At 64.0% G+C, this 18,905-nt stretch carries 17 protein-coding genes; 8 read left to right on the forward strand and 9 right to left on the reverse strand.

Features of this window, described 5'->3' with window-relative positions; all coding sequences use genetic code 11:
* Position 1 precedes the first annotated feature (1 nt).
* From G7079_RS02565 to G7079_RS02580, 4 genes are all read left to right on the forward strand, one after another.
* Positions 2 to 1,267, forward strand: coding sequence for a flavohemoglobin expression-modulating QEGLA motif protein (locus G7079_RS02565; protein ID WP_166055263.1), 1,266 nt, complete (start codon positions 2 to 4; stop codon positions 1,265 to 1,267).
* 120 nt (positions 1,268 to 1,387) lie between these two features.
* Positions 1,388 to 3,688 (forward strand): NADP-dependent malic enzyme, encoded by a 2,301-nt coding sequence (locus tag G7079_RS02570; protein WP_166055265.1) that lies wholly within the window; start codon positions 1,388 to 1,390, stop codon positions 3,686 to 3,688.
* A 112-nt stretch (positions 3,689 to 3,800) separates the two neighbouring features.
* Positions 3,801 to 6,491 carry a pyruvate dehydrogenase (acetyl-transferring), homodimeric type gene (aceE, locus tag G7079_RS02575; RefSeq protein ID WP_166055267.1) on the forward strand — a complete coding sequence of 897 codons (2,691 nt, stop codon included), beginning with the start codon at positions 3,801 to 3,803 and terminating at the stop codon, positions 6,489 to 6,491.
* A gap of 44 nt (positions 6,492 to 6,535) precedes the next feature.
* Positions 6,536 to 7,288 (forward strand): TdeIII family type II restriction endonuclease, encoded by a 753-nt coding sequence (locus G7079_RS02580; protein ID WP_166055269.1) that lies wholly within the window; start codon positions 6,536 to 6,538, stop codon positions 7,286 to 7,288.
* A 46-nt stretch (positions 7,289 to 7,334) separates the two neighbouring features.
* Here the strand turns inward: G7079_RS02580 and G7079_RS02585 are convergent, their stop codons facing one another.
* The 4 genes from G7079_RS02585 to G7079_RS02600 form a co-directional block, all read right to left on the reverse strand.
* The gene (locus G7079_RS02585) at positions 7,335 to 8,792 is read right to left on the reverse strand and encodes a DNA cytosine methyltransferase (protein ID WP_166055271.1); all 1,458 of its coding nucleotides are present in this window, start codon (positions 8,790 to 8,792) and stop codon (positions 7,335 to 7,337) included.
* Positions 8,793 to 8,844: 52 nt separating this feature from the next.
* Entirely contained in the window at positions 8,845 to 10,044 is a 1,200-nt protein-coding gene (locus G7079_RS02590; protein WP_166055274.1) for a serine hydrolase domain-containing protein, read from the reverse strand.
* 67 nt (positions 10,045 to 10,111) lie between these two features.
* On the reverse strand, positions 10,112 to 10,888 hold the full coding sequence (locus G7079_RS02595) for a hypothetical protein (protein WP_166055276.1): 777 nt from the start codon (positions 10,886 to 10,888) through the stop codon (positions 10,112 to 10,114).
* Between the two features lie 68 nt (positions 10,889 to 10,956).
* The gene (locus G7079_RS02600; RefSeq protein WP_166055278.1) at positions 10,957 to 11,571 is read right to left on the reverse strand and encodes a DNA-3-methyladenine glycosylase I; all 615 of its coding nucleotides are present in this window, start codon (positions 11,569 to 11,571) and stop codon (positions 10,957 to 10,959) included.
* A gap of 134 nt (positions 11,572 to 11,705) precedes the next feature.
* Here G7079_RS02600 and G7079_RS02605 point away from each other — a divergent pair, with 134 nt between their 5' ends.
* Positions 11,706 to 11,900, forward strand: coding sequence for a hypothetical protein (locus G7079_RS02605; protein ID WP_166055280.1), 195 nt, complete (start codon positions 11,706 to 11,708; stop codon positions 11,898 to 11,900).
* Between the two features lie 188 nt (positions 11,901 to 12,088).
* Positions 12,089 to 13,231 carry an MFS transporter gene (locus G7079_RS02610; RefSeq protein WP_240906259.1) on the forward strand — a complete coding sequence of 381 codons (1,143 nt, stop codon included), beginning with the start codon at positions 12,089 to 12,091 and terminating at the stop codon, positions 13,229 to 13,231.
* Here G7079_RS02610 and G7079_RS02615 read toward each other — a convergent pair.
* From G7079_RS02615 to G7079_RS02630, 4 genes are read right to left on the reverse strand one after another with little or no spacing between them, the layout of a single operon-like run.
* The gene (locus G7079_RS02615; RefSeq protein ID WP_166055284.1) at positions 13,228 to 13,830 is read right to left on the reverse strand and encodes an ACP phosphodiesterase; all 603 of its coding nucleotides are present in this window, start codon (positions 13,828 to 13,830) and stop codon (positions 13,228 to 13,230) included. The two genes, G7079_RS02610 and G7079_RS02615, sit on opposite strands and share 4 nt — an antisense overlap.
* Before the next feature lie 29 nt (positions 13,831 to 13,859).
* Positions 13,860 to 14,234, reverse strand: a complete 375-nt coding sequence (locus tag G7079_RS02620; protein ID WP_166055286.1) for a hypothetical protein — start codon at positions 14,232 to 14,234, stop codon at positions 13,860 to 13,862.
* Between the two features lie 8 nt (positions 14,235 to 14,242).
* Positions 14,243 to 15,016 (reverse strand): LytTR family DNA-binding domain-containing protein, encoded by a 774-nt coding sequence (locus tag G7079_RS02625; protein WP_166055288.1) that lies wholly within the window; start codon positions 15,014 to 15,016, stop codon positions 14,243 to 14,245.
* Positions 15,009 to 16,277, reverse strand: a complete 1,269-nt coding sequence (locus G7079_RS02630; RefSeq protein ID WP_166055290.1) for a histidine kinase — start codon at positions 16,275 to 16,277, stop codon at positions 15,009 to 15,011. Before G7079_RS02630 ends, G7079_RS02625 begins: the two co-directional genes overlap by 8 nt.
* Before the next feature lie 144 nt (positions 16,278 to 16,421).
* On the opposite strand from G7079_RS02630, the gene G7079_RS02635 reads away from it, so the two are divergent.
* Together G7079_RS02635 and G7079_RS02640 are read left to right on the forward strand one after the other, a co-directional pair.
* On the forward strand, positions 16,422 to 17,537 hold the full coding sequence (locus tag G7079_RS02635) for a diguanylate cyclase (RefSeq protein WP_166055292.1): 1,116 nt from the start codon (positions 16,422 to 16,424) through the stop codon (positions 17,535 to 17,537).
* 71 nt (positions 17,538 to 17,608) lie between these two features.
* Positions 17,609 to 18,370, forward strand: a complete 762-nt coding sequence (locus G7079_RS02640; protein WP_166055294.1) for a class I SAM-dependent methyltransferase — start codon at positions 17,609 to 17,611, stop codon at positions 18,368 to 18,370.
* A 10-nt stretch (positions 18,371 to 18,380) separates the two neighbouring features.
* Here G7079_RS02640 and G7079_RS02645 read toward each other — a convergent pair whose 3' ends face one another.
* Complete coding sequence (locus G7079_RS02645) at positions 18,381 to 18,758, reverse strand: YciI family protein (protein WP_166055296.1); 378 nt, start codon at positions 18,756 to 18,758, stop codon at positions 18,381 to 18,383.
* Positions 18,759 to 18,905 lie beyond the last annotated feature (147 nt).

Here is an 18,905-nt window from a genome sequence, read left to right on the forward strand (position 1 = left end):
GATGAGCGATATCAGCCGCGCGCCCGACATCGCCCATCACGCCGCACTCGATGCGCGGATGGCGAAGGCGGCGAAATCGATCCGCCTGTTGAGCCTGGTCAGCTGGCCGGCCAGCGAGCAACAGACCTTCCTTGCCGACTACGCGCAGGGCAAGGCGAAGCTGCCGGCGTACCGGTATCCGAAACATGATTTCTCCGACGCGCGCCGCGAATTCGAAGCGATCATCGCCGCCGCCGATCCCGCGCATCCGCTCGGCATCTACCTGATCGAATCCGCGCGCAGCTGGTCGGTGGCGGCGGAATTGCTGGAAAACCTCGGCACACCGCGCGTGACTGAGTTGTCCGTGGCGTTGTTCGGCAAGCCGGAGCACACCTTGCCGGGCGGGGCGACCACGCGCGAGGCGGCTAATCACTTCATCGCCATCGCCAATGAACTCGACCACGAGTTGCTGGATCCCTCCGAACAGGTGGCGATCTCAGCGACCTCGCTGCAGTTGCAGTTGCAGGCGGCGCTGGACGATTATTTCGATAGCCGAGTGATCACCGTTGAGCTTGATCCCGACCTGATCGCCAAGGCCGCTGCCGGTGCCACCCGCATCCGCCTGCGCGCCGGCGCCGAATTTTCCGATTACGACCGTCACCAGTTACTGCAGCACGAAGCCTTCGTGCATTCGTTGACCGCACTCAACGGCCAGCAGCAGATCGTGTTGCCGAGCATGGCGCTGTCTTCGCCGCGCACCACCGCAACGCAGGAAGGGCTGGCCACCTTTGCCGAACAGATCACCGGCAGCATCGACATCGAACGCATGAAGCGGGTCAGCTTGCGCATCGAGGCGGTGGCGATGGCGTTGGATGGCGCCGATTTCCTCGAAGTCTTTCGTTATTTCCTCGATGCCGGGCAGAACGAAACGGAAAGTTTCACTTCCGCGCAGCGCGTGTTCCGTGGCGTTCCGACCACGGGTGGCGCGGCATTCACCAAGGACACCGTCTACCTGCGGGGGTTGATCGGCGTGCACACGTTCTTCCGTTGGGCGCTCAAGCACGGCAAGTTGCGCCTGTGCCGGATGCTGTTCGCCGGCAAGATGACCCTGGCCGACGTGCAGCGCTTCGAGCCCTTGTTCGACAGCGGCGACCTGTTGCCACCGCGCTGGCTGCCGGAATGGGTGGCGCGCGCGAACGGCCTGGCCGGGATGCTGGCGTTTTCGTTGTTCGCCAACCGTATCCGGTTGGAACAGATCGTGGACGCGGACAGCGTGGCGGATCTGTGAGCGTGGGCGTGTGGGGCGCAGGACGCGTGTAAATCGCAGCACGTCATCGGTTGGGGGGCGTGTCGAGGCGCGTACGGGCGAAGCGGTATCATCACTTATCCGCATCACGGGCATGTTCCGATGTCAGACACCCCCAGCAACGACGATCTGAAGCAAGCCGCACTCGATTACCACTCGCTGGAGCCCAAGGGCAAGATCAAGGTCACGGCGACCAAGCCGATGATCACCCAGCGCGACCTGGCGCTGGCGTATTCGCCGGGCGTGGCCTTCGCCTGCGAGGAGATCGCCGCCGACCCGAAGCTGGCCAGCGAATACACCGCGCGCGGCAACCTGGTCGCGGTGGTCACCAACGGCACCGCCGTGCTCGGGCTGGGCGACATCGGCCCGCTGGCCGGCAAGCCGGTGATGGAAGGCAAGGGCGTGCTGTTCCAGAAGTTCGCCGGGATCGACGTGTTCGACATTGAGATCAACGAGCGCGATCCGGACAAGCTGGTCGACATCATCGCCAGTCTGGAGCCGACCTTCGGCGGCATCAACCTGGAGGACATCAAGGCGCCGGAATGCTTCATCGTGGAGCGCAAGCTGCGCGAGCGGATGAACATCCCGGTGTTCCATGACGACCAGCACGGGACCGCGATCATCGTCGGCGCCGCCGTGCTCAACGCATTGGAAGTCGCGGGCAAGGACATCGGCAAGGTCAAGCTGGCGACCGCCGGTGCCGGCGCGGCCGGCATCGCTTGCCTGGACATGCTGGTGGCGCTTGGCGTGAAGCCGGAGAACATCTTGGCCTACGACCGCGAAGGCGTGCTCTACACCGGCCGTGGCCACATGGATCCGGACAAGCAGCGCTATGCGCGTGATACCGACAAGCGCAGCCTGGCCGACATCGTCGCCGGTGCCGATATTTTCCTGGGCCTGTCTGCCGGCGGCGTGCTGAAGCCGGAGATGGTGGCCAGCATGGCCGAACGGCCGATCATCCTGGCGTTGGCCAATCCCTACCCGGAAATCCTGCCGGAAGACGCCAAGGCAGTGCGTCCGGACTGCATCATCGCCACCGGCCGCTCGGACTATCCGAACCAGGTCAACAACGCGCTGTGCTTCCCCTACATCTTCCGCGGTGCGCTGGATGCGGGCGCGACGGAAATCAACGAGGCGATGAAGCTGGCCTGCGTGCGCGCCATCGCCGAACTCGCGCGCAAGGAAGCCTCCGACCTCGGCAGCGCCTACGGCGGTGAAGTGCCGAAATTCGGCCCGGAATACCTGATCCCGCGCCCGTTCGACCCACGCCTGCTGATGACGCTGGCACCGGCGGTGGCGCAGGCGGCGATGGAGTCCGGTATTGCCGAACGCCCGATCGCCGACATCGTCGCCTATCGCGAGAAGCTGGCGCAGTTCGTCTACCGCACCAGCCTGATGATGAAGCCGGTGTACGACCGCGCGCGCAGCGACACCAAGCGCGTGGTGTATGCCGAGGGCGAGGAATACGTGGTGCTGCAGGCGGTGCAGACGGTGATCGATGAAGGCCTGGCCTTCCCGATCCTGATTGGCCGCCCGGACGTGATCGGCAACCGCATCGCCAAGCTCGGCCTGCGCATGAAGGCAGGCGTGGATTTCGAGCTGACCGACATCGGCGACGATCCGCGCTTCGAAGAATACTGGCGCCAGTACCACGCGCTGACCGAGCGCCGCGGTGTCACCCCGAGCGCCGCACGCAACCTGCTGCGTTCGCGGCCGACGATCATCGCCGCGTTGATGGTCGAGCGCGGCGAGGCGGACGGCATGATCACCGGCATTGTCGGCCGCTTCCACAAGAAGCTGGGCTACCTGCGCAGCGTGTTCGATTTCGAGCCGGGCATCACCGGCACCGCGGCGATGACCGGCGTGATCAACGACGATGGCGCCTGGTTCTTCGTCGATACCCATGTGCAGCTGGATCCGTCGGCCGAGCAGATCGCGGAGGCCACCTTGCAGGCCAGTTACCGGCTCAAGCTGTTCGGCATCGAACCGAAGGTGGCGCTGCTGTCGCATTCCAACTTCGGCAGCCACCAGGACGCCAGCGCGCTGAAGATGCGCCGCGCCTACGAGATCATCCGCCAGCGCCAGCCGAAGCTGGAGATCGATGGCGAAATGATGGCGGACACCGCCTGGGACGAAGCGCTGCGCCAGCGTATCTTCCCCAACACCCGCCTCAAGGGCCGCGCCAACCTGCTGGTGATGCCGAACCTGGATGCCGCCAACATCGGCTACAACCTGATCCGCGTCGCCACCGGCGGCGTCGCCATCGGCCCGATCCTGATGGGCCTGGACCAGCCGGCGCACATCCTGACCCCGGCTTCGTCCTCGCGGCGGGTGGTGAACATGACCGCGATCGTGGCGGTGGAAGCGCAGATCCGCGCGGAAATGCGCAACGAAAAGAAATAACCCGGGTAAAATTTAAACAAGACCCGGTTTAGGCTGCGGCGCAGCATCACGCGCCGCTTGCCGCTTGCTAGACTCGGCCTCCAGACGACCTTGTGGTGATGGAGCGCTATCGATGAACTGGCTCAATGAGATGCTGCAGAACGATCCGGATCCGCAGGAATCGCGGGAGTGGATCGAATCGCTGAAGGCGGTCATCGACCACGACGGCGCCGGCCGTGCGCACCAGTTGCTGGAAGGCATGGTGGAGCTCACCCGCCGCGCCGGCGCGCACCTGCCATTCGCGCCCACCACCGAATACATCAACACCATCCCCGTGCATCTGGAACCGACGATGCCGGGCGACGCCACCATGGAGTGGCGGATCCGTTCGATGATCCGCTGGAACGCGATGGCGATGGTGGTGCGCGCCAACCGCAAGCCGGGCGACCTGGGCGGGCATATCGCCAGCTTCGCGTCCTCCGCCACCCTGTACGACGTCGGCTTTAACCACTTCTGGCGCGCCCCCAGCGCGGATCACCCGGGTGATTTGCTGTACATCCAGGGCCACAGCTCGCCGGGCATCTACGCACGCGCCTTCCTCGAGGGCCGCATCAGCGAATCGCAGCTGGACAACTTCCGCATGGAAGTGGATGGCCGTGGCATCAGCAGTTATCCGCATCCGTGGCTGATGCCGGACTTCTGGCAGACGCCCACCGTGTCGATGGGCCTGGGCCCGTTGGCGGCGATCTACCAGGCACGCAGCTGGAAATACCTGGAAGCGCGCGGGCTGATGCCGAAGTCCGACCGCAAGGTGTGGTGCTTCCTGGGCGATGGCGAAACCGACGAGCCGGAATCGCTCGGCGCGATCAGCGTGGCCGGCCGCGAAGGCCTGGACAACCTGGTCTTCGTCATCAACTGCAACCTGCAGCGCTTGGATGGCCCGGTGCGTGGCAACGGCAAGATCATCCAGGAACTGGAAGGCCAGTTCCGTGGCGCCGGCTGGAACGTGGTCAAGACCATCTGGGGCAGCTATTGGGATCCGCTGCTGGCCAAGGACAGCCAGGGCCTGCTGCGCAAGGTGATGATGGAAACCGTCGACGGCGAATACCAGAACTGCAAGGCCTTCGGCGGCGCGTACACCCGCGAGCATTTCTTCGGCAAGACGCCGGAGACGCTGGCGATGGTCGCCAACATGAGCGACGACGACATCTGGCGCCTCAACCGCGGCGGCCACGATCCGCACAAGGTCTACGCGGCCTACGACAACGCGATGAAGACCACCGGCCAGCCGACGGTGATCCTGGCGAAGACGGTGAAGGGCTACGGCATGGGCACCGCCGGCGAGGCGCTGAACCCCACCCACCAGACCAAGAAGCTGGACAACGACGCCGTGCTCGCGTTCCGCGACCGCTTCAAGCTGCCGATCGACGATGCGCAGTTCAAGGACGGCAACGTGCCGTTCTATCGCCCGGACGAAAAATCGCCGGAAATGGAATACATGCGCGAACGCCGCGCGAAGATGGGCGGCTACCTGCCGCAGCGCCGGCAGAAGGCCAGCCAGCAGTTGGAAGTGCCCAAGTTGGAGGCGTTCGAGCGCCTGCTGAAGGCCAGTGGCGAGCGCGAAATCAGCACCACCATGGCCTTCGTGCAGATGTTCAACATCATCCTGCGCGACAAGGTGATCGGCCCGCGCTGCGTGCCGATCGTCGCCGATGAGGCGCGCACCTTCGGCATGGAAGGTCTGTTCCGCCAGCTCGGCATCTATGCGCCGCAAGGGCAGAAGTACAAGCCGGTGGATGCCGACCAGCTGATGTTCTACCGCGAGGACGCGGCCGGGCAGGTGCTGGAGGAAGGCATCACCGAGGCCGGCGCGTTCTCGTCATGGCTGGCGATGGCGACCAGCTACAGCACCAACGACCTGGCGATGCTGCCGTTCTACATCTACTACTCGATGTTCGGTTTCCAGCGCGTGGGCGATTCCGCGTGGCAGGCCGGCGACATGCGCGCGCGCGGCTTCATGCTGGGCGCCACCGCCGGCCGCACCACCTTGAACGGCGAAGGCCTGCAGCACGAAGACGGCCAGTCGCAGATCCAGGCCAGCTTCATCCCCAACGTGCGCAGCTACGACCCGACCTTCGCCTATGAAGTCGTGACCATCGTCCAGCGCGGCATGCAGCGGATGATGGAAGAGCAGCAGGACGAGTACTGGTACCTCACCCTGATGAACGAGAACTACACCCACCCGGAAATGCCGGAAGGCAGCGCCGAGGGGATCATCAAGGGCATGTACCTGCTGAAGGACGCCGGCAAGGCCAAGAAGGGCGAGCTGCGCGTGCAGCTGCTGGGCAGCGGCACCATCCTGCGCGAAGTGATCGCGGCGGCGGATTTGCTGGATGCCGACTTCGGCATCAAGGCGGACCTCTGGTCCTGCCCCAGCTTCAACGAGCTCGCCCGCGACGGCGTCGACGCCGAACGCTGGAACCGCCTGCACCCCGAAGCCAAGACCGCGCGCAAGCCGTGGGTCACCGCGCAACTGGAAGGCCGCAGCGGCCCGGCGATCGCCGCCACCGACTACGTCCGCCACTTCGCCAACCAGATCCGCGAATACGTGCCTATGCGCTACAGCGTCCTCGGCACCGACGGCTACGGCCGCAGTGACACCCGCGCGAATCTGCGCCGTCACTTCGAGGTGGATCGCTTCCATGTCGCGCACGCCGCGGTGGCTGCGCTGGCTGCTGATGGCAAGCTCACCGCAAAGGATGTGGCAAGGGCGATCAAGCTTTACAAGCTGGATGCGGAGAAGCCGAATCCGTTGGGGGTGTGAGCCTATAGTTTGGCTTCGCTATTTGAGCTACTCAGGGAAATCGCATGCTGGAGCTGTATCGGAAACAGATTGCACATGAGTTTGAGAATTGCATCACCAGAACGATTGCCAGGCTCGAAAATTCAGACACCCATCGGCCTTTTCATAGCGCGCTTTTGTCGGAACAGGCGCTTTTCTGGAGCAGGTTTGAGCGGTCTTTTTCAACTTCCTTCGGTCAAGGAGCGATCGAGCGGATCTCTAAATTGATGGCTTTGGCTGGCGGAGCTACTGAGGCCGGCAATCAAAAAGAAACGTATGTCTCTTTGTCGCGGGGGCAATTGGCAGCAATCGATGCTCACGTTGCTTCGCTGAGAGAGGGCGGTTTGGGGAGAGCGCCCAACTGGGATCTTGATTTGGCAGCAGCGCAATATCGCGTTGCCGAAACAGCCGAGGAGCGTCGTGTTATCTCTGATCTGTGGTGGGTCAAAGATGGCAAAAACCATTACATGAGCATCAAAACAGTCAAGCCAAACATTGACCAGACTGCCGAAGCCAAGCGCGACCTGCTAAAGCTGAAAATTCATGATCCTGCGGCTGAGGTTTATTTCGGGCTTTATTACAACCCTTACGGCGAAAACAAGACCGACTATGCATGGACTCCCCCAATGGGAGTCTTCGATTTCCGGAATGATCAAGTGGTGTTGATAGGTCGCGGATATTGGGACACGTTAGGCGGCAATGGAGCTTACGAAGAAGTGCTTGAAATTGCGGAAGAGGTCGGCGCGCGTACCCGAGCTCGGCTTGATGAACTGAGGTAATTTACGCGCTATTCGGTCAATTCCTTGCGATACGAGTGGCCTCGAGTCAGGCGGATTCCCACAGCTCAGATTGCAGGTCTATTGCCAACGATTTCTTCTTCGTCTTGGCGGTCTGATTTCTAGGCGGCGACATACGTGCTTCCCATTCGATTTCGTCGGTGTATTTGTACCGACTGAATGGGAAGCCATTAGGCGGCAGCTGGTCGATACCCTCAATATGTTGAAGAATCGCTTTGCCTACGGCTTCACCTAGGCCGACAGGAACGGCATTGCCAATCTGCTTGTATCGATCGGTGGTTGACCCGCAGACGATCCAATCGTCCGGAAACTGCTGGATTCGTGCGTATTCCTGAACAGATAGCGGGCGATTCTCGGTTGGATGACAAATGTCAGTTGCCGGCATCGTGGGAGAAGTAACTAGCGTGCATGCCGGCTTATCCCACGCGAGGCGGCGGAAAAAGCCAGTTTTACCTCCACCGGCATCCAGCGATCCGCCTAGTGCTTCCCGGTGCAATTCCTTGGGAAGGTGTTTCCAGTACTGACCAGGGCCAAGCATGCGGTAGAAGCGAAGGCGTTCTTCAGGGAACTCGCCATGATCCCCAGTCTTAGGATCAATCCCTTTCAATGCATCTTTCAAGTTGCGCCAGCGGGGTAGGTCAAACGAACCATCTTGGGAATGCGTTGGTGTCAGGTGCGGGAGCTTCTTGCCATCACGTGAGCAGATGAGAATTACGCGTTCGCGAGCTTGAGGAACTCCAAAATTGGCTGCGTTATAGAGATTAAACGAAACGCCGTAACCGCCAGCGCGAAGTAGTTTTAGGACGTGCAGCAATGCACCGCCGGCATGCTCTTCCGGTGCAGGTTGCCACTTGGGCCCACGATCGGAATGTGGAGTGTGGGCCATCGGTGCCGATAGAAGGCCCCGGACATTTTCAATAACGGCGAATCGAGGACGTAGTTCAAGAATCAATTGGATGTAGCGCAGAAATGCATTACCTCGTTCGTCATGGAACCCACGACGAGCACCTGCCGTCGAGAAGGCTTGGCATGGCGGCCCTCCGACCATCACATCGATCTCATCGCGCGCTCCTAAACCGGCTGCATCACGAATCTGTTCAGCGTCGTATTTCCAGATGTCACCTAGCAATGCAATGTCTGGTCGATTTGCCGTGATGGTTCGACGGCAGGCTTTATCAAACTCACAGGCAAGAAGTAGTTCGATCCCTGCTTTCTCAAGACCCTGATCTAGACCCATTGCGCCAGAAAAGAAGGAAAGTGCTTTCAATTTCGGCAGGGGGCCTTGCTTGCGCTTTCGATCCGGTGGTTCAGGCTTAGCACCCTGATTCAGGTACTGATTTACCGCTGCGCGGGAGGTGATCCATTGCTTCCCGAGTTGGTTGCCTTCAATGGCTCCAGAACGAAGGAGTGTCCGGACTCTCTGCTCGGAAATTCCAATGATTTCAGATGCTTGTTTGGCAGAGAGAATGTCTGGTATGGATTTCATTTCGAACTCGAAACAGATTCAATACCAAAAATATAACGCTTAAATTTCAATATCACCAGCCCACCGCGCTCATCTCCTCAACCCGACTAAACGCCGAACGCTCCCCCGCCTCCGGCTTGTCGTTGCCGGTGCTGAAATACACCACCCCCGTCCCCGCCTTGCGATCCACCCACAAGCCCGCCAGCACGCCATACGCATTGCCGCTGTGGCCGATGCGTTGCACGCCGTCGCCGAAGGCATCGTCGCCGCAGTCGGGCAGGCCGGTGGCGAGGGTGTGCACGGCCAGGCCGTAGCGGCAGGTGAAGCCGCCTTGGGTGCGGATGGGGTCGTCTTCCTCAAGGGTCAGGCCGTTGCCGTTCTTGTAGCTCCACTCGGGGCCGATCATCGTGCGCACGGACTCGGGCTTGAGCAGGCGCACGCCATCGACCTCGCCATCGCCCAGCAACAGGCGGCCGATCTTCGACAGATTCGCGGCAGAGATGCGCAGGCCGCCTTGCGGGCCGAACACATTGGTCGCGGCACCGGCGCGCCATGTCGACAGATCACAGCTGCCGTCGCTGGCCTTGGTGATGCCGCAGTCGGGTTTCTTGCCCTGGTTGTCGTCCACGATGGGCTTGCCTTCGCGGTACAGCACCACGGCGCGCGCGGCGGTGGCGGCATCGCAGCTGGGCCAGTTGTAGCAGGCGTGCAGGCCGAGCGGTTTCAGCACCAGTCGCTGCATCAGCAGATCGAAGCGCTCGCCGGTGCTGCGTTCCATCACCGCGCCGATCAGCGGGAAGCCGACGTTCGCGTAGCGCCAATAGGTGCCGGGTGCGTGCGCGGGATCCCATGCCTTGGGATCGTCGAGCAGCTTCTTGAATTCGCCATCCAGCGGCACCTGCCAGTAGCCGGCGCCATCGGTCAGGCTGGACGTGTGCGAGAGCAGCAGGCGCAGGGTGATGCGTTGTTTCGGGAAGGCGGGATTGCGCAGCTTCCAGCCCAAGGCCTCGGAGACATCGGCATCGAGATCGAGCTTGCCTTGCTCGACCAGCCGCATCACCCCGATCGACAGTACCAGCTTGCTGATCGAGGCGATGCGTACCGGATCGTCGATGCTGATCGCGCGCTTGGTCGCCGGATCCGCATAGCCTTCGGTGCGCGTGCTGGTGATGCCGTCGCGATCGAAGGCGACGCGCACGCGGGCGATGGGTTCATTCGCGCTGGCGATCCCGGCGAAGCACAGCAAGGCGAGCGACAGGATGAATCGATGCATCACGCTTCCCACGGGTGGCGGCAATGACGTTGTGCCATCGCCGCTGCCGTTGCGCAATGTGCCGGTGTCACGGTGCGCGCGAAGGATTCGGCAGCAAGCCACCGGGATAACGGCGGCGCAGCATCGCCGTTTGCAGCACGAGGACCACGGCGATGGCGATGGCTACCCATGCCGCGGTTTGCGCGCCCGGCAGGCTGCTGTCGGACTGCTGCACGTACACCGCGATCAGCGCCCACACCGCGGCGATCGCGTAATCGATGTTGCCGCGCATGCGCAGGTTGACCATCAGCAGCATCAGCGCGGCCAACGCGAACAGGATCAGGCTCCACGGCAGCATCTGGGTGGTGGACGCCAGCTTGTAGGCCACGATCACCTGCGCCAGGTTGAGGAAAGCCGCCAGCGACAGCCAGCCGGCATGCAGCGACAGCGGCAACCACGCCCACATCCACTGGCCTTCCTGCGGGGTGCGGTCGTGGGAGAGGAGCATCGCGCAGCGGATCAGGCAGAAGGTGGCAGCGAAGATCACCAGCAGGCACAGCCAGAACTGGCCCATCGAGAACAGCGGCATCCAGATCGTGGTCAGCGCGAAACCTGCCGCTGCCCACGGCGCGATGCGCGTGACGGTGTCATCGGTCTTGCGCGTACCGGTGGTTTGCCACAGGGCGTAGACCAGGTCGAGCAGGAAGATCAGGCCCCAGATCGCGAAGGCATAACCGGCGGCAACCAGCAGGGTGGGGTAGCGATCCGACATCGTCCCGTTGTCCGGCCCGAAGGTCCCGGTGTTGGACAACCAGCCGACGACGGGCATGGCGATGGCAAACAGCAGCACGAGCAGGCGCGTCATCGGTGTCTCCGGTGTAGGGCGTTGGCCCGCACTTTGGCGCAGGCCATGCAATGCCGGGGTGAATGCAGTCAGGGATCAGGCCGATCCCGGCGCAGGGCGTCGATCTGACCGCGCATGAAGCAATCGTGCTGGTGGTCGTTGACCAGGCCCATCGCCTGCATGAAGGCGTACATCGTGGTGGGGCCGACGAACTTCCAGCCGCGCTTCTTCAGGTCCTTCGACAGCGCGATGGCTTCCGGCGCGGTGGTGAAGGTGCGCAACACCTCGCGCGTGAGTTTTTTTGGCCGCTTGCTGGTGTCCACTTCGAACTGCCAGAAGTAGCGCGCCAGCGTGCCGAACTCGTGCTGCAGTTCGATCGCACGGCCGGCGTTGTTGATCGCCGCTTCGATCTTGCCGCGATGGCGGATGATGCCGGCATCGGCCAGCAGGCGTTCGACGTCGCGTTCGGTGTACTTCGCCACCTTGTGGAAATCGAAACCGTCGAAGCCGGCGCGGAAGTTCTCGCGCTTCTTGAGGATGGTGATCCAGCTCAGCCCGGCCTGGAAGCCTTCCAGGCTGATCTTTTCGAACAGGCGGATGTCGTCGGTGACCGGGCGGCCCCATTCGTGGTCGTGGTAGGCGTCGTAGATCTCGGAACCATCGACCCAGAAGCAGCGTTGCAACCCCGAGGCAGCGTTCGGCATCTCTTTCTCCAGTGGATGGACGCAGGTTAGCTGAACGATTCCCATCGGCTGCGACATCCATGACTTCCTGCCCATGCAGTTTCTGATTTGGTGTATTACATTACCAACACACTAAATCACAGTAGGAGAGCGACATGTTCCGCATCCAGTCCCCCGGCCCGGCCGCCTTCGTCGAGCGTCGCCTGACCCCGCGCCGCGGGGACGGCGGAGCAACGCCGGACCGCATCCACCGCGAGCGCGACTTCGGCGTGGGCTATGGCCGCAGCAGCGGCTACGCCAGCAACCGCAGCTACGCCGTGTCCCCGGCGGCCTACTTCCGCTGCCGATGAGTTGAGGCGATCCGGCCGGGCCGCGACCTCCCCGCGCGGTTCGGCCGGATGTGCCGATGTGATCGTTTTCACCGGCAACGCATCATGTTGCGTTGCAGAATGGCTGGATGAACGACGCACTTCCTTCGCCCCCATCGCACGCCCCGCTGACGTCGCGCCAGGTCGCGTGGGTGTTGTTCGCGCTGTCGATGGGCGGTTTCGCCATCGGCACCAGCGAATTCGTGATCATGGGCCTGATCACCGAGATGGCCCGCGACCTCGGCGTGACCGAGCCGCAAGTCGGCCATGTGATCAGCGCCTATGCGCTGGGCGTGGTGGTCGGCGCGCCGCTGCTGGCGATCTGGGGCGCGAAGCGTCGTCGCCGCAGCCTGCTGCTGGGCTTCATGGGCTTCTATGCAGTCGGCAACCTGGCCTGCGCACTCGCACCGGATTACCACTCGCTGATGCTGGCGCGTTTCATCGACGGCCTGCCGCATGGCGCGTATTTCGGCGTGGCGGCGCTGGTGGCTGCGCATATCAGCCCGCCCGAGCAACGCGGCACCGCCGTCGGCCGGGTAATGCTGGGCCTGTCGGTGGCCTTGCTGGTCGGCAATCCACTGGCGACCTGGCTGGGACAGGTGTTCGGTTGGCGGATCGCGTTCGTGCTGGTCAGCCTGATCGCGCTGGCGACGGTGGCGATGACTGCCTGGCGCTTGCCCGCAGGCATGGGCGCGCCGCGTACGGATGCGTTGCGCGAACTGCGCGACTTCAACCGTGCGCCGATCTGGCTGACGCTGGGCATCGGCGCGATTGGTTTCTCCGGCATGTTCGCGGTGTTCAGTTACCTCACGCCCGCCTTGTTGCAGGTCACCGGTGTTGGCGAGGGCTTCATTCCGTTCGCGCTGATGGCCTTCGGCGTGGGCAGCATCTTCGGCACCCTGGCGGGTGGCTGGTTGTTCGATCGTTTCGGCTTCCGCGGTGCCGGCATCGTGCTGGTGTGGTCGATGCTGTTGCTGCTGCTGTTCCCGCTGGCCGCGCAGTCCGCCTGGACGGTGCTGCCGCTGGTGGTGGCGGTGGGCTCGATGGGCGCACTCGGGCCAGTGCTGCAATCGCACCTGATGGACGTGGCGCGCGATGCGCAGACGCTGGCCGCCGCTTCCCACCACGCCGCGTTCAATGCGGCGAATGCGCTGGGCCCGTGGTTGGGCGGGATGGCGATCACCGCCGGTTACGGCTGGACGTCGACGGGCTATGTCGGTGCGGCGACCGCACTTGGCGGCTTGCTGATCTACGCATTGGCGCAGCGCAACCTGCGTGGTCGCGATTCACTACCGGACGCGGCGTCCGGTTAAGCGCTCGAAGACGCGAGTTCGATGCGAAGCCGTTCGGTGGCATCGATCAACTCCGGGAAGAACACCTCGAACGCAGCGTCAATGTCCGCTTCGTTCGCACGCAACACGGCGAGGCATTCGACCAAGCGTTCGCCATTGCGCGACAAACGGGTGGCGATGCCGCGCACCGCGCCATCCACGTTCTCGCGCCGTGCATACGAGCCCAACCAGTCGTGCGTGGCCATGCGCGGGGCGATGGCATGCAGGCGCGGCGGCAGTTCGTCGCGGTGTTCGCGCAGCACGCGATAGACGCGTGAGGTGAACGCATCGAGCGATGTGTCGTTCCAACGCTGCCAATCGCGCGCCAGCAGGTGGTCGAAATACACATCCAGCACGATGCCCGAATAGCGGCGCAGCGGGCCGAACAGTGCGCGCGCGGCGACGACGGCCGGATGGTCGTCGGTGTAACGGTCGATGCGGCGATGGCGGACGATTTCCACCCGCACCGATGGCCGCCAGTCCTCCAGTATCGATTTTCCGAACACGAAATCGCCGAGCAGGCCGCCGAGGATGGCATCGTCCGAATAGCGGGCAAGCCAGGTGTGTGCGAGGTAGTTCACGGCCCGATGTTAACGGTGTGGCGTTGCGATCAGCGTTGAACGACGGGTTGGCAATCCGCGCGCATCGGTTTGCCGTCGATGCCGACGCAGACACGGAAGTCGCGCAGGCCGGCGATCTGCCGGGTCTGCCCGCGTGCCACGGTGAAGTGTTGCAACGGGGCCAGTGCGCAATCGGGCTTGCCGGCGCAGGCATCCGGGTACAGCGTGTAATGGCAGAGGCCGCTGTCGCTGGCCTTGCATTCGAAACGGGCGACGCCGTCCTTGACCTGTGCCTTGCTGTAGAGCACGTCGTGGCCGTTGTTGCCGATGCGATTGCTGAAGGTCGTGCCGTCGGTGCCGCAGGCGGAGAGGATCAGCAGCAAGGGCGACAACAACAATCGGGCGATGGCGATGAGCTTGGGCATGTCTTCCCTCACATGTGCTTGAACAGGGCCATGAACGGCTGGCTGACGGTCAGTGTTTCCGGGCGATGGCGCAGGCGCACGGTGCCGCGGCCGCTGTCGTCGCGGACGATGCCGGCGATGGCTTTCAGGTTGACGATGGTGGAGCGATGGATCTGCTTGAAGGTGTTCGCATCCAGCCGCGGCAGCAGTTCGCGCAGCGGCGTGCGCAGCAGGGCTTCGCCTTCGGCGGTGACCACCGTGGTGTACTTGTGGTCGGCTTGGAAATAGGCCACGTCATCGACCAGGATCAGCCGGGTTTCGCGGCCAGCGCTTGCGGTCAGCCAGGTCAGCGGCTCCACCGCACTGGCGGCATTCGGCAATGCGCCGAGTTTGTCGAGCAGGGCGGCGAGCGTGGCCGCATCGGGCAGTGCGTCGCGCGCTTGCAAACGTTCCACGGTTGCCAGCAGCCGTTCCGGCTTCACCGGCTTCAGCAGGTAATCGATCGCGCCGCGTTCGAAGGCGTCGATGGCGTACTGGTCGTAGGCGGTGACGAACACGATCTGCGTCTTCGGGCTGGCCTCGGCGGCGAGTGCCGCGACTTCAAGGCCGGTCAGGCCGGGCATGCGGATGTCGAGGAAGGCGACATCCGGCTGGTGTTCGGCCAGAGCTTCGACCGCACTGGCGCCGTCTTCGCATTCGGCGACCACGCGCAGCGATGGCCACGCGCGTTGCAGTTCGGCGACTAGCGCATGCCGCAGGATCGTTTCGTCTTCGGCGACGATGCAGGTGCGGGTCTCAGTCATGGACGGCGCTCCGTGCCGATGCTGTCGCCGGCACCGTGATGGTGGCGGCCACGCCGGCCGGGAAGTTGGCGATCACGCTGAGGTTGGCGTCGCCGTTGTAGCGCAGGCGTAGGCGCTCACGCACGTTCTTCAGGCCGATCCCGGTGCCGCTGGTCTTGGTATTGAAACCTTCGCCGTTGTCGGCCACGGTCACCGCCACCCCGCCATCATCGCGGCGCGCGCGGATCCACACGGTGCCGCCGCCGGTGCGCGGCTCCAGGCCGTGCTTGATCGCGTTCTCGACCAGGGTCTGCAGCATCATCGCCGGCAACGGGATGGCGCGCAGCGATTCGGGCACGTCCACCTGCACATCGAGCCGGTCGCCCATGCGGATCTTGAGGATTTCCAGGTACGCCAGTGCGCGTTCCAGTTCCGCACCGACGCTGGACATTTCGTCCTCCGCATTCGGCAGCGAACGACGCAGGTACTGGATCAGATGGCCCAGCATCGCTTCGGCGCGCGCCGGATCGCTGCGGGTCAGCAGCTGCGCGCTGGCCAGCGTGTTGTAGAGGAAGTGCGGTTCGACCTGCGCATGCAGCAGGTGCAGCTTGGCTTCAGTGAGCTCCTTCTGCGTGGCCGTCTGCGCAGCGCTGGCCTGCTCGCCGCGGCGCAGTGCGCCGATGCGGCGGGTGATCGCGCGCACGATGGCTTCCGCGTTCTCGTAATTGGTGCCGTCATCGACCAGGAACCAGTCGCTCCACGCCGGGTTTTCCGGTTCGCAAATCAAGGTCACGCGGCCGCTGTCCTCGCCCGGCGTCACCGTCGCCTGCAACTGGTTGCGCGGCAGGCCGAACCACAGCAGCGGGTTCCAGCGCCGCAGGGGGTGTTCGCCGTAGGTGCGCGGGCGCGCCACCTTGGCCTTCACCTGCAGGCTGTCGCGGGTGCTCTGCACCTGTTCGATCCCGGGCAGTTCGCGGATGGCCGCATCCAGCAGGTCGAAGGCTTCGCCGGGTTCCAACGGAATTTCGACCAGCCGCTTCTGGCGGTTGCTGAGCGCATCGGCATCGGTGCGGCCGGCGATCAAGCGCACCCGGTGCAGGTGCGAGAACGCACCGGTCACCACCAGCGCCATCGTCGCCATCCCGGCCAGCACCATCGGGAATTCGAAGCGACCGATCAGCGGGATGCTGGAGTACAGCGCTGCCACAAGCATCACCGCCAGTCCCCAGGCGATGGCGATGCGCAGGACGAAGAACAGTTGCTTGAACAGGGACTTGATCATGCGGACGGGCCTGGCGGGCGTTCGGTTGGCGTGCGGCGAGGATAACCATGCCCGCGGCGGACGATAGCCGCGGCACGACAAAGCCGTGCCGGCGCCGACGAACCCGGCCCGGGCAGGCGTAGACTGCCCACAACGGGGGAGGGCATGACCAGCGATGCCGCATACAACCCGGCGGTGGATTCCCCAGTCAGTGACTGGGACGGGCAGGACGCACCCGCGCGTCGCGCCACCCTTGGTCGTATCCTGGTGCGCATCGCACGCGAAGCACTGCAAGGCTCGGATCTCGATGCGTTGTTGGAGGGCATCTGCGAATGCCTGGTGGCGGAACTGCCAGTGGCCATCGCCAGCGTGATCCTGCTGGATGAGGCCAACACGCAATTCGTCCACGAGGTTTATTCGGGCGAATGGACCCAGTCGCCGTTGGCGATGATCGGCGATTGGCCGGTGACCCAGGGCGGTGCCGGGCGTTGTGCGCGGCTCGGTATGCCGCAGCTGATTGCCGACGTGCACAGCGACCCGGACTACGTAGCCGGCAATGACGACGTGCGCAGCGAATACCTGGTGCCGATCCGCCACGGCAGGCGCCTGCACGGCGTGCTCAACATCGAAAGCACGCGCACCGATTTCTTCGATGCCGAAGCCTGCGCGGTGTTCGATGCGGTCGCCGATTTGGTGGCCGGTGCGATCCATTTCGCACGCATCGCCGATGAACTGCGGCAGGCGAACGACAAGCTGGAACAGCTGTCGATGATCGACGGACTGACCGGCATCGCCAACCGCCGCCGCTTCGACCAGCGGCTTGCCGCGGACTGGTTGCGCATGGCCGTCGAGGGCCGGCCGCTGGCCCTGCTGATGGTCGATGCCGATGCATTCAAGCCGCTCAACGATGCCTGCGGGCATCTGTACGGCGATGAGTGCCTGCGCGAACTTGCGCGCACCTGCGAGGATTTCGTGGAATCCGAAGACGATCTGGTCGGGCGCTTCGGTGGCGAGGAACTGGTGCTGCTGCTGCCGGGGCGCGACCTGGCGGCTGCCACGGCCATCGCCGAGGCTTTGCGCGTGGCGGTGGAAACCAAGGCGATGCTGCATCCCGCCTCGCCGGTATCGGCGCATGTCACGGTCAGTGTGGGCGTGGCTGCGCTGGTGCCGGCGGTCGCGCACCCTCCTCCGGAACGGCTGGTCGCCATTGCCGACCGCGCCATGTATACGGCCAAGCAACAAGGGCGTAACCGGGTCTGCGCGGAACCTGCGGAGCCATGACCAACGGCCCGCGCCAGCCGCAATGCAATGGGCATGATGGGCGCAGCATTCGTCCCGTCCCGGAGTCCGCCATGCGCCGCTTGTTGCTTGTCTCCTGCCTTGCCGCGATCACCATGACCAGTTGCGCCAGCGTTGGTGGCGTCGGTTCCGTCGGCATCGAGCGCGTGCTGGCCAATCCGGCGCGCAGCGCGGCCGACCGCGAGCGCGATGCGCGCGACAACCCCGCGCAAGTACTGGCGCTGGCGAAGTTCAAGCGTGGCGACACCGTGGCCGACATCCTTGCTGGCGGCGGCTATTACAGCGAGATCCTGTCCGGCATCGTCGGTTCCAGCGGCAAAGTGCTGCTGGTCAACAATCCCGGTTACGACGGCTTCGGCAAGAAGGGCTACACCGAACGCCTGGGCAACGGCCGCCTGCCCAACGTGACCCACGTGGTCGGCCCCAGCGACGCGCTGGGCATGGGCGAGAACGTGCTGGACGGCGCGGTGATCGTGATGTCCTACCACGACCTCTACTGGGTGGATGAAAAGGAAGGCTGGCCGAAGGTAGATGCCGGGAAATTCCTCGACCAGGCCGTGCGCGCGTTGAAGCCCGGCGGCGTGCTGCTGGTGGTCGACCACAGCGCGAAGCAGGGCACCGGCAGCAGCGCGGCGCAGGGCTTGCACCGCATCGACGAGCAATTCGCCATCGCCGATTTCCGCAAGCACGGCCTGCAATGGGAAGCCGCGATCCCGGTGCTGCGCAACCCGGACGACGACCGCACGAAGAACGTATTCGACCCGGCGATCCGCGGCAAGACCGACCGCTTCGTGCATCTCTATCGCAAGCCGTGATCCAAGTCGCTCAGGTCGCACCCACCCGCGTACGTACCGCCTGCATGTCGCGCACCGGGCGCACCTCGATGCTGCCGAAGCGCGCCCACGGGAATTCGTGGGCGATGCGCATCGCTTCGTCGATGTCGACCGCTTCGATCAGGTTGAAGCCGGCGAGGAATTCGCGGGTTTCGGCGAACGGGCCGTCGGTGATTCGCGCCACGCCCTCGCGCACGCGCAGGGTGCGCGCGGTCGCATGGCTTTCCAGTTGCTGCGAGCCGAGCAGGCAGCCGGCATCGCGCAGGGCGTCGGCTTTCTCGAAACAACCGCGCATCAGGTGGTCGTATTCTTCCGCCGGCAGGTCGGCCAGGCGTTCCGGGTCGGTATAGATCAGGGTCAGGAATTGCATCGCCGGCTCCGGTGCGGGACAGGCGTGGATCATGCCCGCCGATAGACGGCCTTACAAACCTGAACGCGAAACAAAAATTTCATCATGCGTGTCGAAATGGCCTGCCATGGTGCGTCGTCATCCACGAAGGCGGGTCGGGCCGGTCCG

The organism is Thermomonas sp. HDW16, from assembly GCF_011302915.1.
Taxonomy (GTDB): Bacteria; Pseudomonadota; Gammaproteobacteria; order Xanthomonadales; family Xanthomonadaceae; genus Thermomonas.